The organism is Limnohabitans sp. Rim28 (genome assembly GCF_000293865.2).
GTDB lineage: Bacteria > Pseudomonadota > Gammaproteobacteria > Burkholderiales > Burkholderiaceae_C > Limnohabitans_A.
Genome location: NZ_ALKN02000019.1, coordinates 1 through 15,542 on the forward strand (window position 1 = coordinate 1; position 15,542 = coordinate 15,542).

14 protein-coding genes and 1 pseudogene are annotated in these 15,542 nt (G+C 54.3%); 4 read left to right on the top strand and 11 right to left on the bottom strand.

Translation table 11 applies throughout. The features are described from left to right. Positions 1 to 188 precede the first annotated feature (188 nt). The 3 genes from B472_RS15530 to istA all read right to left on the bottom strand — a co-directional run bounded on the left by B472_RS15530 (position 189) and on the right by istA (position 3,322). Positions 189 to 932 carry a GntR family transcriptional regulator gene (locus B472_RS15530; protein ID WP_019428417.1) on the bottom strand — a complete coding sequence of 248 codons (744 nt, stop codon included), beginning with the start codon at positions 930 to 932 and terminating at the stop codon, positions 189 to 191. A gap of 61 nt (positions 933 to 993) precedes the next feature. Next, entirely contained in the window at positions 994 to 1,809 is an 816-nt protein-coding gene (gene istB / locus B472_RS15535) for an IS21-like element helper ATPase IstB (protein ID WP_019428418.1), read from the bottom strand. Continuing rightward, the gene (gene istA, locus B472_RS15540) at positions 1,802 to 3,322 is read right to left on the bottom strand and encodes an IS21-like element ISLisp1 family transposase (RefSeq protein ID WP_040506123.1); all 1,521 of its coding nucleotides are present in this window, start codon (positions 3,320 to 3,322) and stop codon (positions 1,802 to 1,804) included. Before istA ends, istB begins: the two co-directional genes overlap by 8 nt. 101 nt (positions 3,323 to 3,423) lie before the next feature. Here istA and B472_RS17505 point away from each other — a divergent pair, with 101 nt between their 5' ends. The 3 genes and pseudogenes from B472_RS17505 to B472_RS15560 all read left to right on the top strand — a co-directional run bounded on the left by B472_RS17505 (position 3,424) and on the right by B472_RS15560 (position 6,170). Then, the gene (locus B472_RS17505) at positions 3,424 to 3,771 is read left to right on the top strand and encodes an integrase arm-type DNA-binding domain-containing protein (RefSeq protein ID WP_019428420.1); all 348 of its coding nucleotides are present in this window, start codon (positions 3,424 to 3,426) and stop codon (positions 3,769 to 3,771) included. A 63-nt stretch (positions 3,772 to 3,834) separates the two neighbouring features. Then, positions 3,835 to 5,388, top strand: a pseudogene (locus tag B472_RS15550) (IS3 family transposase). A 548-nt stretch (positions 5,389 to 5,936) separates the two neighbouring features. Further along, positions 5,937 to 6,170: a hypothetical protein gene (locus B472_RS15560; protein ID WP_157951988.1), complete on the top strand. Its 234-nt coding sequence runs from the start codon at positions 5,937 to 5,939 to the stop codon at positions 6,168 to 6,170. A gap of 62 nt (positions 6,171 to 6,232) precedes the next feature. Here B472_RS15560 and B472_RS15565 read toward each other — a convergent pair whose 3' ends face one another. Further along, positions 6,233 to 6,823 (bottom strand): DedA family protein, encoded by a 591-nt coding sequence (locus tag B472_RS15565; RefSeq protein WP_019428426.1) that lies wholly within the window; start codon positions 6,821 to 6,823, stop codon positions 6,233 to 6,235. A gap of 463 nt (positions 6,824 to 7,286) precedes the next feature. On the opposite strand from B472_RS15565, the gene B472_RS15570 reads away from it, so the two are divergent. Beyond that, the gene (locus B472_RS15570; RefSeq protein WP_157951990.1) at positions 7,287 to 8,279 is read left to right on the top strand and encodes an AraC family transcriptional regulator; all 993 of its coding nucleotides are present in this window, start codon (positions 7,287 to 7,289) and stop codon (positions 8,277 to 8,279) included. On the opposite strand, the gene B472_RS15575 is transcribed toward B472_RS15570, so the two are convergent. Genes B472_RS15575 through B472_RS15605 form a run of 7 tightly spaced genes read right to left on the bottom strand, consistent with a single transcriptional unit; the run spans position 8,254 to position 15,532 of the window. Beyond that, positions 8,254 to 10,473, bottom strand: a complete 2,220-nt coding sequence (locus tag B472_RS15575) for a CaiB/BaiF CoA-transferase family protein (RefSeq protein ID WP_019428429.1) — start codon at positions 10,471 to 10,473, stop codon at positions 8,254 to 8,256. The two genes, B472_RS15570 and B472_RS15575, sit on opposite strands and share 26 nt — an antisense overlap. A gap of 34 nt (positions 10,474 to 10,507) precedes the next feature. After that, the gene (locus tag B472_RS15580; RefSeq protein WP_019428430.1) at positions 10,508 to 10,954 is read right to left on the bottom strand and encodes a cupin domain-containing protein; all 447 of its coding nucleotides are present in this window, start codon (positions 10,952 to 10,954) and stop codon (positions 10,508 to 10,510) included. A 60-nt stretch (positions 10,955 to 11,014) separates the two neighbouring features. Continuing rightward, positions 11,015 to 11,650 (bottom strand): glutathione S-transferase N-terminal domain-containing protein, encoded by a 636-nt coding sequence (locus tag B472_RS15585; protein ID WP_040506127.1) that lies wholly within the window; start codon positions 11,648 to 11,650, stop codon positions 11,015 to 11,017. After that, positions 11,634 to 12,632, bottom strand: coding sequence for an ABC transporter ATP-binding protein (locus B472_RS15590; protein ID WP_081505007.1), 999 nt, complete (start codon positions 12,630 to 12,632; stop codon positions 11,634 to 11,636). Before B472_RS15590 ends, B472_RS15585 begins: the two co-directional genes overlap by 17 nt. Beyond that, positions 12,629 to 13,690: an ABC transporter ATP-binding protein gene (locus B472_RS15595; RefSeq protein ID WP_238147463.1), complete on the bottom strand. Its 1,062-nt coding sequence runs from the start codon at positions 13,688 to 13,690 to the stop codon at positions 12,629 to 12,631. Before B472_RS15595 ends, B472_RS15590 begins: the two co-directional genes overlap by 4 nt. Continuing rightward, positions 13,690 to 14,562: an ABC transporter permease gene (locus B472_RS15600; RefSeq protein WP_238147464.1), complete on the bottom strand. Its 873-nt coding sequence runs from the start codon at positions 14,560 to 14,562 to the stop codon at positions 13,690 to 13,692. The genes B472_RS15595 and B472_RS15600 overlap by 1 nt, the downstream gene beginning before the upstream one ends. Further along, positions 14,537 to 15,532, bottom strand: a complete 996-nt coding sequence (locus tag B472_RS15605; RefSeq protein WP_040506130.1) for an ABC transporter permease — start codon at positions 15,530 to 15,532, stop codon at positions 14,537 to 14,539. The genes B472_RS15600 and B472_RS15605 overlap by 26 nt, the downstream gene beginning before the upstream one ends. Positions 15,533 to 15,542: the final 10 nt, after the last annotated feature.

Genomic DNA, 15,542 nt, shown 5'->3' on the forward strand with positions numbered 1-15,542 from the left:
ATCGGATTTCCAATCCATAGTTCATGTGCCGGGGAACCCCCTTGGTCATGGAAGAAGTGTTTGTGGAGAAGTCTAAGGGGCGGCTTTAGGCTGGTAGCAGCCGGTCAGGTTTTTAGGTCCCTATTTAGGCGGCCGCCGGAACCTGTCATTTCGTATCGGCAAGGCGATGGACCGCTTCTACCCCAAAATTAGGTAGAAGGAGCCATAACACTCCGGTCCCGGGCAATGTGTACTTGGTGCAATGTAATCTTTCGTACTTCGGCCTGACTGCTGCCGATGTGTGCCCTCAGCAGCATGCATGCTTGGTCGACGCGCTTAGACAAAATGGCTTGAAGAATCTGGGCGTGTTCTTCATACGTTGCCGTGATACGTGAGGCTTGGGTGAAATCAAGTCGGCGGATGATGCGGATGCGATCTGTGATATCGCGATGCACCCTGGTCAGTTCGGCGTTGCCAGCGGCTTCGACCAGACTGCAGTGGAATGCTTCGTCCAACTGACTGACCAAGACACCATCGGTACTGCGTTCTTCTGGGGCAACCAACCAAATAGAGGCGAGTTCGTTCAAACGGGACCGATCAACTTGGCTGCCACATACCGGGGCGTCGCTGCACAGGCGCTGGGCGGCTGTGGATTCGAGCACCATCCGTAGGTCATACAGTTGCTCGAACTTGTCGAAGTCGAACGGCAGCACCCGCCAGCCGCTTCGAAACAACACTTCCACATAGCCTTCCTGCTGCAGCCTGACTAACGCCTGACGAACAGGGGTTCGCGAAACGCCCAAGCGTTCGCAGACCTCGTTCTCTGTAAATCGATCTCCTGGAACCAGCCTGAACTCACCTACATCGCGTTTGAGTTGCACGTAAACGTCCTCTGCGCGGGACGGGCGTTCTTGGGGGGTCGCAGCAGATAAAGGTCCGGAATGTTGATTCATCAGCCAAACTGAGCCAGTGTTCACGTTGAATATTGAGCCACTGGTTTTAGGGAAGTTTTGTTCAGTTGGTTGTGGATAAGTCTATCTGCTCTGGGGCTTTGGCTTCTCCTTTCTGGGCTTTTGCCCGCTGAGGTTTGGTGGGTGTGGCGGCTGCCGTTGAATGCTTGAACCGCCAACTCTCATTGCCGGTCTCCACGATGTGGCAGTGATGCGTCAGCCGGTCCAGCAGGGCCGTGGTCATCTTGGCATCCCCAAACACATTGCTCCATTCCGAGAAGTTCAGGTTGGTTGTGATCACCACGCTGGTGCGCTCGTACAGCTTGGAGAGCAAGTGAAACAGCAGTGCCCCACCGGACTGGGTGAATGGCAGATAGCCCATCTCATCCAGGATCACCATGTCCACGTACATCAGCCTGTAGGCCATCTGGCCCGTCTTGTTTTGCGCCTTCTCCAGCTCCAGGGCGTTGACCAGCTCGACCGTGGAGAAGAACCGCACGCGTTTGCCATGCGCACGGATAGCCTGAACGCCCAGACTGGTGGCCAGATGGGTTTTTCCCGTGCCAGGGCCTCCCACCAACACCACGTTGTGCGCTGAGTTCACAAACTCTAGCCCATGGAGCTTCTGGACCAAGGCCTCATCAACATGGGCCTGCGTGAAGTCGAAGCCCACCAGATCACGATGCGCCGGGAATCGGGCCACACGCATCTGATAAGCCATGGAGCGCACCTCGCGTTGCGCCTTCTCGGCCTTGATCAATTGCATCAGCACCGTTTCGTGGTCCAGCGACTTGATGCGGGCCGTGCCTTGAACCTCTGGCCAGGCACTGGCCATGCCGTGCAGTCCCAACTCCTTGAAGTCAGCAATCATGTCAAGCATGGTTCACCTCCTGATCTCTCCATTGCTGGGCCCGCAGTCGGTCATACCGATCCACATTGGCTTGTGATGGCTTGTTCAGGCTCAGGTGGGTGTGCACCGGCTCGTTGTTGCGACTGGGCTCCTTCAGGCGCGAGAGGACGTTCAGTACATGCTCAGCGCTGACCCTTCCAGTCTGCAAGGCCAGCTCCACGGCCACCAGCACCGCCTCCAGACCGTGCAAGGTGACTGCATTGAGCACCTGCGCCATGACCCGATCGCCACCCGGGTGCCGTAATAACTGGTCCTGTAATTGCCGCAATGGCTCGGGCATCGTCCTGAATGGGGCGCCGTTGCGCAGCGCCCCAGGCTTGCGCTCGATCAGCGCGATGTAGTGCGTCCAGTCGTAGATCGTCTGGTCCCGCTCAAAGCAGCGCTTGATCCGGATGAACTCCCCATCTGGCGAGACCACCATCAGGTGATCGTGGTACACCCGCACACTCACCATGGCATTGACCCACTCGCACGGCACGCTGTAGCGGTTGCGCTGGAAGCTGATCAACGATGTGGAGGACACCCGCGCCGGATGCTCGATGTAGCCATCAAAGGGCCGGGGGTTGGGCATCAGCCGCAGCCGCTCGTCCTGGTACACATCGGCCACCGTCATGTGCACCCACTCAGGATGCTGTAGATGCTCCCAGGCCTCGACACAGGCCTTTTGCAGCCAGGCATTGAGCTCTTCAAGTGAATTCCAGCGCCGCTCGCTGGCTTCGCGCCAGATGCCGCGGCGTCGGTCTTGAACGTTCTTCTCAACAATGCCTTTCTCCCAGCCGGCTGCACGGTTGCAGAACTCGGGATCAAACAGGTAGTGCCCCGTCATCGTCTCAAAGCGGGCGTTGATGGTGCGCTTCTTGCCGTCCCCCACCTTGTCCACCGCCGTCTTCATGTTGTCGTAGATCCCGCGCTTGGTCACCCCGCCAAACACGGCAAAGGCCCGGGCGTGCGCCTCGAACAGCATCTCGTGCGCCTGGTTGTAATAGGCCGACAGCACAAACGCCCGGCTGGCCGCCAGCTTGGTGTGCGCCAAGTCCAAACGCCTGCGCAAACCGCCAATGACCGCGTATTCAGTGCTCCAGTCAAACTGGAAGGCTTCGCCCATGTCAAAGTGCATGGGCACATAACCTTGGCCCTTGGCCGCCAAGTCCTGCTCTTTGCGCCAACGCAGGGCAAAGGTGTAAACCGGGCCCCGGCTGCCCGGGTAACCCAGCGCCCTCAGCCCCTCAAACAGCGCCTTGGTGCCTCGGCGCTCACGTTTGTTGCGGTGGCTGTCGGACTTGAGCCACTGCGTAAGCACCTCCTCGTAGGGACCCAATATGCCTGGTCCTGACGCCCGTTTGGGATAGCGGGGCTCCACCATCTCGGATTGCTCCAGCCACTTCTTGGCCGTATTGCGGGAAATTCCAAGCTGGCGGCTAGCCTCGCGAATGGACACGTTGTCTCTTAAAACAAGACGACGTAATTTGCTCAATGTACTCACGTTGATCACTCCTGCCACCCTGCACAAAAAATAAGCAGGGTAGCTTGTGGGGTGGCTCAAATTTCAACGTGTAAAGCTCCGAAACTGGCTCAGTTTTGGTTGTGATTCAACAAACAGCCCCAGGGCTTTACGGTGACGGGGGTGGTCTGACACTTCAGATCACCAAAGCTGGAGTCAAGTCTTGGCTGTATCGGTACATGATCAAGGGTAAGGCTTTTGGAATGGGCTTAGGTCCAGTCCATACGATAACGCTTGCTGAAGCTCGGCAAAAGGCCACAGACGCTCGTAAGCTGGTAATTGAGGGTGTCAACCCGCTAGAGGCCAAACGGCAGCAACAGCTCGATTCTGATATGGCCAAGGCCCGGCTTATGAGGTTCGACCAGTGCGCCAGCGCCTACATTGAGGCACACCGTTCAAGCTGGAAAAACGCAAAGCATGCAGACTGTTGACGCCGATCCAATATTGACCACCTGGGGATGCTGCTAAAAACTTGGACTACCTGGAGGTAGTTCATGTATTCATACGAAGATCGAATCAAGGCTGTCCGGCTTTATCTGAAGCTAGGCAAGCGTCTGGGAGTCACCATCCGTCAGTTGGGTTATCCGACAAAGAACACGCTCATCGGCTGGTACCGGGAGTTCATTGCCAAGCAATCCCTTCGGGCTGGATACAACCGCTCACGGGATAGGTTCACCGTTGAGCAAAAGCAGCACGCTGTTCAGCACTACCTTGACCATGGCCACTGTATTGCGTTTACTTTGAGGGTTTTGGGCTATCCGAGCCGCGATACTTTTTCGAAATGGCTTGACGAACTACACCCTGAGGTGCGCATACGAATGGTGGGCCGCGCACCTAATATGCAACATCCCATGGAGACCAAGAAGGCAGCCGTCCTCGAGTTGTGCATCCGAGACACCAGTGCTGAGGAAATTGCCAAGAAGGTCAAGGTATGCCGACCGACGCTGTACAACTGGAAGAATGAGCTACTCGGACCAGAGGCACCCGCATTGATAAAACGTCATCACGAATCCACTCCCGACCCGAATCCCCGCTCTCAAAGCGTCACCGAGCTTCAGCAGCAAGTCAACGTACTTGAGGGCAACATCCGGCGCTTGCAGCTTGAGCATGACCTATTGAAGAAGGCCAATGAACTTCTAAAAAAAGATCTGGGCGTCGCCCCTCAGCTCCTGGGGAACCGGGACAAGACGATGCTGGTTGACGCCCTGAAACACATTTACTCGCTCACAGAACTGTTGGCCGAACTGAAGTTGGCACGCAGCTCTTACTTCTACCATTGCTCACGCCTGAGAATGTCGGACAAATATGCAGCCGCCCGAGTCGCCATGGTCGATATCTTTCATAGCAACTACCGCTGCTATGGTTATAGGCGGATCCGTTCGGCCCTGCTTTAACATCAATTGCATATTTCTGAGAAGGTCGTAGTACGCCTGATGAAGCAAGAGAGTTTGACTGCTACGGTCAACAAAAAGCGACGGTATGGTTCATACCTTGGTGAGATCAGCCCGGCTCCAGAAAACATCATCAATCGGGATTTCCAAGCTGCCATCCAAAACGAAAAGTGGCTGACGGACATCACGGAGTTTCAGATCCCTGCTGGCAAGGTGTACCTCTCGCCAATAGTCGATTGTTTCGACGGTCTGGTTGTAAGTTGGACGCTTGGCACCCGCCCTGATGCTGAGTTGGTCAATACGATGTTGGATACGGCCATCGATACAGTGACTGTCAGTGAGAGCAGACCTATTGTTCATTCAGATCGTGGCGCCCACTATCGCTGGCCCGGCTGGCTCTCGCGTATGAGTAATGCAAAGCTGGTTCGGTCTATGTCGCGTAAAGGATGTTCACCTGACAACGCCGCTTGTGAAGGATTTTTTGGGAGATTGAAGACTGAGCTGTTCTATCCGCGCGACTGGCAGGGCATCACCCTCGAGCAGTTCATCCAGAGCGTTGACGTCTACATTCGCTGGTACAACGAGAAACGAATCAAAGTGTCATTAGGGTCACTCAGTCCCATCCAATACCGAAAAAGCTTGGGATTTACAGCATAAAACAGTCCAAGAATTTAGCTGCACCCCCAGGTGGTCAGTTTTCGGTCGGCGTCAACAGCGCCATGCCCATCAGCACGGGGCAAGCAGTTTCAACGCCTGAACCAGAGGGCAACTTTGCATGGCAGTTCAAACTCACGCCTTCCGTCTATCAAACCACCCATCAACCCAACGCAACCGACCTGAACTTGCGTGCCAACACACAAGCCCACGCCATGTGGATCGGCCAATATGATCAAGCCGGTCAGTTTCACCAAATACGTCTAGGTTAACAATACACGCTTGACACCGATTGGGGAAAGTTGATCCCCTCCATGCAAGCGGCAAGTGGCGGGTTTTTGGGCGGATCTGTCAATGCTCAGTGGGGCAAAAAAACTTACCTGATGGCGGGGTGGGGCGCACCAACTTGCGCGAATACAACAACCTGAATTTCTACCCGAACGACGCCATCACTTTGGGCTTGGGTGGTTTGATAGGCGATTCTCAACAAGGGCCTGGTTGACTCGCTGCTGCCCCTCGTACAAAAACGGATGCATCCATCAGTCAGCCCCGTGGCCATGGCGTTGCGCGCTGACCATGCATATTTAACTGATCTGGTGCGCATTCATGCTGGACTGAAGGTCCGGCGCATGAAGTTGCGTGAGCAACTCACCAACAGCAAGAGAGAAAAGCGCACCGTGCTGTTGGGCAATACGGCTATGAGTTGGCTCATGGTTTTTTTTCTCAAAGTGTGGCCTCTTCAAAACCCTGGGCCGTTCAGCGGCATCAATCCAAAAGCCAAATAAATGTCAGTTGCTTCTCGGGTTAAATCCAGGCCACTTGTGCGGCCAGGGTTCTTTGCAGAGGCTCAACTTTGCTCGGCGACGCGCTCAAGTTTCCTGCTTAGAAGCCATGACAGCACGAGAAAAACAACCAGCATTACCATGCCAACACCAGAGAAAGCATCGTTCATTAGCTTCTCCGAGATGTGGCCAAACGCATGGCCAGCTGAAAGAACTGCACCGGACCAAAGTCCAGCCGCGACGAAATTGAATGCCAGGAATGTGGGCCATGGTAACCGTGACATTCCGTAGGCAAAACCTGCGACCCCGCGAATGCCGTGCGGATAGCGATGAAACAGAATCAGCCATAAATAGTAGCGATCCACCAAACGGACCACGATCTGGCTGGTGCGGTGAAGCCTTGGAAATCGGGAAAGCCATTGGATTCCGAAGCGACGTCCGATCCAGAAGCGGATCGCATCACCCAGAAAACTGCCCGCCCAGACGACCGCAATCAGTGTGCCAATGTCAAGAGCACCTGAGCTGGAGGCATAGCCTGCAAAAAGCGTGAACAGCATGTTGTGCGAGGCAGAGAATGCGAAGATCAGGCCGTAGGCCTCATGACCGTGCAGGCGCAACAACTCAAGGAACGAAGCGAGATCAGTTGGGAAGCTCAATTTTGAATCACACGGTACAAAATTTAATCATAGCGCAGCAGTCTATTTCGTCACTTTTAACCATGAAGTCCGTACCGATCGTGATGGCGTGAGCGTTGCGGGCACTCATTGCCTTGACTCGGTGGCATCCCCGATCTGAGCCTACAGTTTTCAGCGACACATGACCACCCAGCCAAGCCTTGCTTATTGAATCTCCAAGTCAATGCAAAGCTGGTATCCCCGACCTCGGATGGACTTGATGGGATTGACTTCAGTGGCTCAGATTTGGATGCTATTCAACACTACGTCCCTGACGACTATGGCCGTATTCACCAAGAGTTGCGCCGCAAAGGCATAACGCTGATGTTACTGTGGCAGAAACATAGCGAGCGCCACCCGGATGCGACAAACAACAGTTATTCGCAGTTCTGCGAGAATGAAGTGGACTCCGAAATTCAGACAGCAGTTTAAGTGGGACATTGCCATGCAAAAACTCTATACCTCTACCGTTTCAACTGAAAACCTCGAACAAGAGTTTGATGTGCAGCAGACTCACAGCATCGAACGTTGGGACCGAAATAAACTGCTTCTTCAGAGTGAGGGTCGTGGCTGGTCAAATTTGTATGTGGCTGTTGCAACGGTCAATAGTTGGTCCGGGACGCTCAATCCGACTGGCCACTATTGCATTGGATTTTGTTTGAGAGGGCCTGCTCAATTGCGGGTGAGGGTCGCCGCCAGTTCAGTAGCACAGCATGCGACTCTATCGCCGCGGCAATTCTTGATTATTCCAGCTGACGAGTCTTCCCAGTGGACTCGACGAGGCTCGTCAGAAATGCTGATGCTTTATTTGAAAAAAGAGCTGGTTGAGGCTGTGAGCAGGCATGTGTTTGGGCGGCCTCATGTAAAGGTAGCGATTCGTCTGGGTGCGACGGATCCATTGCTGGAGCAACTGGCTTTGGCGGTTTTAGAGTCCTTGCAGCATTCAGCACCCGCGACCACACCTGCCTTTGTCGATACCCTGGCCTGGACACTCGCAACACAGCTGCTTAAAGCCCATTCAATCAATACCGAAAAAAATCAAGCCATATCGCCGTGCTACGAAAACTTTCGATCAAGCATGGCGAGAGTTCAGGACTTCATTGATCGCTCGCTGGGCGAAGACCTCTCGCTTGAGGTGATCGCCAGTCAGGCGAATATGAGCGTGTGTGGCTTGAAGCGTTTGTTTCAAAAACACCATGCCACTTCGCCGCATCAGTATTTGCTTGAGCGGAGAATCGCAAAGGCTTCGCGCATTTTGGTTGAGACCGAATTGCCGATCTCGGAAGTAGCTTTGACAACGGGCTTTTCAAGCCAGAGCCACTTTGCAACAGCGTTTAAAAAGAAGGTTGGACTATCACCCAAAGCGTACCGTCACGAGAAAGGCGCGCCCGGTCAAGGCTCTGCCACATCTTTTAACGTGCAGCTAACGCTTGCATGACTGCCGCGTGATCTGAGCCTGGTGGTGTTGCCGGATGGCCAGCTACCAGAGGCGTACGCGATAGCCTTGCAACAGGCCCGATAGTTCTGATCATGCCAATATCTTTATGTTCCCGAGTCAAACTCAGCCCATGCTGAACAACCCATGGATCTGACATCAACTCTTGCACTGTGACTAAGCGATGGATACCCGGATCGCAGGCATCCAGTTTGCTAACCCAAAAATCGAGCGGTTGTTTGATGAAGGTACAAGTGAGCAATTCTTGTTGACCCGTATCAGATAGCGTACCTAGCGAAGGCAGATCAAGTATTTGCTGTAGACGCCATAGTGACTCGCGGTCAAGCACGAAGAAAAACCATTGATCACGCGCTTCATACAAACGATAAAGTGCATGCATGCCCAGTGCAGCTGAGGATGCAGAGGGCGTATTGTGGGCCTGTGCCATTTGCGCAAAGCGCAGAGACTGGAACAACGTCGCGGTGTACCCAAGCGCACTATTGACCTGTTGGCCCCAGCCGGTGCGCGCGCGATGTAGCAGTGCCAGCGACAGCCCAAAGGCCGTCAGCACGCCTGTGCCGTAGTCGTTTATTTCGTAGGGCAGCCGAGCGGCTTGATCAGGCCAGCCGAAATCGACCTGTGCCCCGGCGGCAGCTTGTGCCTGCACTTCGTAGCCACGCCTACTGCACCAGGGGCCGTCATAGCCAAAAGCACTGACGGAGGCGTAGATGATTTCGGGTTTGATCTTAACGAGGTCGTCGTAGCCGATACCCAGCCGTTCTGCTACACCGTGAGTGAAGTTTTGGATGACGACGTCAGCAGATTTGACCAACTTCCGAAAGAAATCCATGTCCTTTTTATCTTTGAAGTCGAGCAAGATGCTTTGTTTTCCTCGATTGACATCGTAATGCGACATGATCGGTTCGTGCGGGCTGTTGATTTTGATGACATCAGCGCCAAATTCGGCCAAGGCCCGCGCCGCAGTCGGGCCGGCCCAGATCTGAGTGAGGTCCAGTACACGCACCCCTTGCAACGCAGGAGCTGTGCAATGAGGGTCGACTTTTACGTTTGCACGCCGTGCGGTCTGTGCGTTTGGCTGCAAGAGGTCGGCAACGATGGTCGACCGCTCTGCATTGAGTGGGTGTCTTGGACCCTGAATTTTCTCTTTTGATAACGAAAGTCGAACCGGTATGCCCGGTTGCTTCATTGTGCCATATTCATAATCATTTAGCGACACAACCGATTGCGAAGTCAAGGCATGCGCTGTGTCTGACCACTCGACAGTTGTTCTGCAGACGGTCAACGGCACGCCTGCTTTGTCGGCCAAGGTCTCCCACTCCAGTGCAGTGCGTTTTTTAAATAAGACGGTTAACTTAGACCTCAAGCGCAAGGCAGTTTCAGGGCAGCTCGAAAGCGCAGCGCGGTCAAGTAAGCCCTCAGTCGCCCATCGTGCAACGCCTGCTGCTTCTGCAAACCAGTCCAGGAAACGGGGTGCCACAGGAGCAAAATGAACGTAACGGCCATCTTGGCATTCGTAGACGCCAAAGCCGGTGAAATCCAGCGACATATCTACAGCTGTGGGCATCTGCATGCCCCGGGCCCCAATGACGGTAAACATCGCATCAAACAGTGCCACTTCGATATGCTGCCCCAAGCCATCGCGCTGCTGCGCGTTCAGCGCATTAACACCCGCAGTTGCAGCCAGCATCGCCGCAAAATAGGATGCGACGGGCAGATTCCAAAACTTGGGCGTGGACCCATTGCTGTCCGGGGTGGGACGGTAGGTATCAGTGGCAGCCGCGATGATCGCCTCCCATCCTGCGACCGAGGCGCGCGGGTCATCATGCGCAAAACCTGGCATGGAGCAATACACCAATCGCGGATTTCGCTGGGCAAGGGCTTCGTAGCCTAGGCCAAGCGAGGAAAATTTTCCCGGCCGAAAGTTCTCGATCAGAAGGTCTGCGGTGTCGATCAGCTGCAAGGCGCGTTGTTTGTCGACTTCATTTTTCAGATCGAGCACAAGGCTTTTTTTACCCCGATTAAAAATTGCCCCAGCGGCGGTCTGGTCCCGGGGGCCTCCGGGAGGGTCAACCCGGATGACTTCTGCACCTTGATCACACAAAAGCATGGCGGCCAAAGGGCCCGCCACATATTGCCCGAAATCAAGCACACGAAAACCGGTTAGTGCGCCCGACATCGCATAACCTCACTCGATTTCATCAATCCAACACCTAGGCTACTGTTGGTGGGTCCCGACGCGCCGGAACGACGCCCGGAGCCATTACTTTAAAGCTGTCAGCACTGCGCATGCCGCTTTCTACACCTGCAGGTGAATAGACCGCAAGAATTTTAACGGGCTCCCAGCTGTTGTTCATAGTGGAGTGAAATGCGTTTTTTGGAATGGTGACCAGATCGCCAGTACGAATTAAACGGTGCTCTGGTTGACCTTCGATAAATTCAATCATCATCTCGGCTTCGCCTGAAATGATGAAAATCAGCTGGTCTGCTTCGGTATGCTGGTGGCGCGTATGCCCCTGGCCGGGGTCAAAATAAATAGAGACTGCACTTAACGAATGTACGCCCGTGATGGCAGGCTCGGACAAAATCTTGCCAACCACCCAATCTGACACGATCGATTCAACTTCATTTGGACTAACGGCAACTGGCGGGTTCTTCATTAGAGTTCTCCAACTTTATGATTTGTTTTATGTCATTTCTTATACGAGAGGCGTATGAAGCTAGGCGACCCGGTCCCGAATCACCTGAGGCACCGGCACGGTGGCCACAAATGAAGGGCGCGTTTCAAGACGGTCAGAGTAGACGGCCAAGCCTGGATATTGCTCGCGCCATGGTTTGGCGGGCCAGCGCACGGTGAGGTAGCGCAACAAGGTTCCGACAGCAATATCGGCAAGCGTCAGTGTGTCACCATGGCAAAATTTTTTGGATCCAACCGAGTCAGAGAACGACCGCAAGGCGCCATCCACTTTGCGTTCCTGACGATCAAACCAGGGCTTGCTCTGTTTGTCGGGATCGCGTGCAACTTCAAAGAACATTTGTACCAGCGCGTCGCAAGCGCCATCAGCAATGACTTCGTAGCGTTTGACGGCCAGAATTCCGTCAATATCTTTTGGAAAGAGCGGCGGTGTCGGATGCTTGTACTCAATCCACTCATTGATATAGCGTGACTCGAATACGCTTGATCCATCATCGCAAATCAGAACTGGAAGCTTTTCAAGGGGGTTATGCAGGGGTGTTTGCGTGTCAGAGTTCCACGGTACTTCAGTGATCAGTTCAAAGGGAATCCCCTTTTCTGCCAGTTGGATACGCACCTTTCGCGCATAGGGGCTGGGCGTGGCACTAATGAGCTTGTACATGGCTGCCTTTCTGTTTTGATGTGTCAAACTCGTCAGCCAAATGGCAAGCCACTTGATGGCCATCGGCCCTGGAAACCAGTGGGGGGACTACTGTCTCGCATTTTTCGATCCTGTGCGGACACCTTGAATGAAAGTGACACCCCGTGGGTGGATCAATTGGGCTTGGTATCTCGCCTTGCAGTAACTGTCTGCGCCCGCGCCGTCTTGTCGGATCTGGCAACGGTGCCGCCTCCAGAAGTGCGCGGGTATAGGGATGCAGTGGCTGCTGCCAAAGTGTTTTGCGTGGCGCAAGTTCGACGATTCGACCCAGATACATCACTGCGACCCGATCGCAAAAATGTTGCACCACGGACAAGTCGTGCGAGATGAACAGATAGGAAAGCCCGAGTTCGTCGCGCAAGTCAGCCAGTAAATTCAATACTTGCGCGCGAACAGAGACATCAAGCGCGGAGACAGGCTCATCACATACGATCAGTTTTGGGTTCAATGCCAATGCACGCGCGATCCCGATGCGTTGGCGCTGACCGCCAGAGAATTCGTGCGGGTAACGATGTGCCGCATCCGGTGGAAGCCCGACCCGTTCCAATAACCAATAGACGCGGGCAACTCTCTCGCGTCGATCGCCCAAGCCATGCACAATCAGTGGTTCTTCAATGGCTCGCCCGACGGTGCTTCGGGGATTGAGCGAGGCGAAAGGATCTTGAAAAATCATTTGCGCTTCGCGGCGGAAGAGCTTGACTTGTTGGTCGCTCAAGTCGGACAGATTTTGTCCAGATAGGTGCACCGAACCTGCATCGGGCACCAATAATTTTATGATGGTGCGTCCTAGGGTTGACTTTCCGCAGCCAGATTCGCCGACAAGTCCTAAGGTTTCACCCTGGGCCAGACTGAAGCTGACCCCATCAACGGCATGTACGCGACGCCCGCGACCGGCATCAAAGTACTTAACGAGCTTTTCAACGCGTAGAAGTTCTTGAGTCATAAGGCGGGATTTTCTTTCGTGGAAAAAGTTTGCGAAGTACTCTCGTGCCGCCGATGGCATGCGACGAAGTGGCCTGCAAAGGATTCACTCAACTCGGGCGGCGTGCTGCGGCAGGTGTCAATGCCCCATTCGCAGCGCGGCGCAAAGCTGCAACCTGCAGGCATCGCATGAAGCGCAGGAACCTGCCCACGGATCTCCTTCAGCCTTGTTGCCATACCGCCTGAAACTGAGGGCGCTGCCTGGATCAAGCCTTGTGTGTAAGGATGCTGCGGGCGTTGAAACAGATCAAAAACCGAAGCCTCTTCAATTTTTTTGCCCGCATACATCAGGGCGACGCGATCTGCAACTTCAGCAACCACACCCAGGTCGTGCGTGATGAGCAGAATCGACATACCCAAGCGTTCGCGCATCTCCAGCAGCAGATCAAGGATCTGCGCTTGCACCGTGACATCCAGCGCGGTGGTGGGTTCATCGGCAATTAATAACTTGGGCTCACAGGCAAGCGCCATGGCAATCATCACGCGTTGCCTCATGCCACCCGAAAGCTCATGGGGGTACTGGTCAAGACGTTGCCGTGGGGCGGACATACGCACAAGGTCCAGCAGTTCGCAGGCTTTTTCAGTAGCCCTTTTGAGACTCTCACCGCGATGCGCAATCAAGGTTTCTGAAATTTGCTCGCCAATCGTGAGAACGGGATTTAGCGAGGTCATGGGCTCTTGGAAGATCATGCCGATCCCGTTGCCGCGCACTTGTTGCATTTGTGCGGGACTCAGTTTTAGCAAATCTTGGCGATTAAATATCACTTCGCCGCCTGCGGCCTTGCCGGGCGGGGAGGCGATGAGCCGCATGATTGAAAGCGCAGTGACGGATTTTCCGCAGCCTGACTCGCCAACGAGCGCTAGGATTTCCGAGCGTCCAATGGTTAACGACACGCCATCTACTGCTTTCAATACGCCTTTAGAGGTATGAAAATGCGTGCTGAGATTTTTAACTTCCAGCACTGGGCCGATGGATGGATCGCGCATTGAAAGCGCCTGTGCATCATGCGTATTGTTCATCAGCGATTCTTTAAGCGTGGGTTGAGCGCATCGTTCAAGCCCTCGCCCACTAGATTTAAACCGAGCACTGTAAACATAATGGCCAAGCCCGGGATGGCGGTGATGTACCAGGCACTGCGCAATGCGTCGCGACCCGCTCCGATAATTGTTCCCCAACTCATGACGTTAGGATCGCCGAGTCCAAGAAAAGCGAGACCGGCTTCGGTCAAAATTGTTGTTGCGATCATGAGCGAGCCCGTGACGATGATCGGGCCCAGTGCGTTAGGCAGAATTTGGGTGGTGATGATGCGGAAATTGCTCATGCCGATGGATATGCCTGCCAAAACAAAGTCTCGTTCACGCAGCGTCATAAATTCAGCCCGCACAAGCCGGGCAATTGCGGGCCACGAGACAATCGCAAGTGCAAACGTCACGGTGGTGACGGTAGGCGCCAGAATCGCCACGACAACAATCGCGAAGATAAATTGCGGAATGGTCTGAAAGAGCTCGGTAAGCGCCATCAATGCACTGTCGATCCGCCCCCCGTAGTAGCCTGCTATAGCGCCAACCGCAGTTCCCAGTAATACCGCGGCCAGCGTGGCCGTAAAGCCGACCAGCAACGAAATTCGTGAGCCATGAAACAGCCCGCTCGCCAGATCGCGCCCCATGATGTCGGAACCCAGCAGAAATTTTGGATCTTGGCCAGGCCACAAAAATGGCGTGGTCACCATATCCCAAGGATCCTCAGGAAAAAGCAAGGGCGCAGATATCGCCATAAGTGCCACAACTACTAAAAGCAGCAAGCCAACGACCGCCGAGCGATTTCGGCAAAATCTTTTAGCAAAGTTGATAAATAGGTTCATTTTTTTAGCGAAGCCTGATGCGTGGATCAAGCTGTGAATACATCACGTCAACCAGAATGTTTGACACCACAACCAGAACCGAGCACATCAGCAAAATGCCAAGCAGCAAATTAATGTCGCGTTGAAAGACCGCTTCAAAAGCGAGCCGTCCGAGTCCTGGCCATGAAAAAACGGTTTCAGCCAGCACGGAGCCGCCAAGCAGGGTGCCAAATTGAACCCCGACCAACGTCACCATAGGGAGTAAGGCGTTGCGAAAGACATGCCTGAAGGTAATGCGCCGTTCGCTCAGACCTTTTGCACGTGCCGTGGTGACGAAGTCCTGGTTGAAGACTTCAAGCATTGAGGCGCGCATGACTCGCGTGTATAGCGCAACATAGAACAGGCCGAGTGTGGTGACAGGCATCACCATGTGGTGCAATATATCTAGCATGCGCGCCACCCCATGTTTCCCGCTGGCCATGGTTTCCATGCCACCTGCGGGGAACCAGCCAAGATTTACCGAGAAGACAACAATCAGCATTAGCCCTAACCAGAAGACAGGGACGGAAAATGAAAGAATAGCAAACACCGAGATGATGTTGTCCCGGAATTGATTGACGCGTTGAGATGCCAGTACGCCCAAAACCGCCCCAATAACAACCGCCAACCCCATACCGCTGAACATCAACAGCAAGGTCGCTGGGAGCCGGTCAAGTATCAGAGAGAGTACGGTTTGGTTGTGTCGAAACGAATAACCCAGATCGAGCGTGGCTAACTTGACAATGTAATGCCACAGCTGCATGTATACCGGCTGGTCGAGTCCGAAGCGAGCCCGCAATTCGGCCAGATATTCAGCCGTACCTGCCGCTGCCTCACCTGCCAGCACTTCGGCCGCATCGCCCGGTGCAAGCTTGAGCAAAACAAAGTTGCAGATGACAATGGCGAGGACGAGCGGGATCGCCTTAAGCAGGCGCTGTCCGACCAAGCGCAGCATTGGAGACTGGATCTGAAGCAATTTCATGACCAGAAGC

Excerpts from the sequence above, each read along its gene's own strand:
- B472_RS15530 (WP_019428417.1), bottom strand. The coding sequence starts at position 932 with ATGAATCAACATTCCGGACCTTTATCTGCTGCGACCCCCCAAGAACGC.
- istB (WP_019428418.1), bottom strand. The coding sequence starts at position 1,809 with ATGCTTGACATGATTGCTGACTTCAAGGAGTTGGGACTGCACGGCATG.
- B472_RS15570 (WP_157951990.1), top strand. The coding sequence starts at position 7,287 with ATGCAAAAACTCTATACCTCTACCGTTTCAACTGAAAACCTCGAACAA.
- B472_RS15575 (WP_019428429.1), bottom strand. The coding sequence starts at position 10,473 with ATGTCGGGCGCACTAACCGGTTTTCGTGTGCTTGATTTCGGGCAATAT.
- B472_RS15580 (WP_019428430.1), bottom strand. The coding sequence starts at position 10,954 with ATGAAGAACCCGCCAGTTGCCGTTAGTCCAAATGAAGTTGAATCGATC.
- B472_RS15585 (WP_040506127.1), bottom strand. The coding sequence starts at position 11,650 with ATGTACAAGCTCATTAGTGCCACGCCCAGCCCCTATGCGCGAAAGGTG.
- B472_RS15590 (WP_081505007.1), bottom strand. The coding sequence starts at position 12,632 with ATGACTCAAGAACTTCTACGCGTTGAAAAGCTCGTTAAGTACTTTGAT.
- B472_RS15595 (WP_238147463.1), bottom strand. The coding sequence starts at position 13,690 with ATGAACAATACGCATGATGCACAGGCGCTTTCAATGCGCGATCCATCC.
- B472_RS15605 (WP_040506130.1), bottom strand. The coding sequence starts at position 15,532 with ATGAAATTGCTTCAGATCCAGTCTCCAATGCTGCGCTTGGTCGGACAG.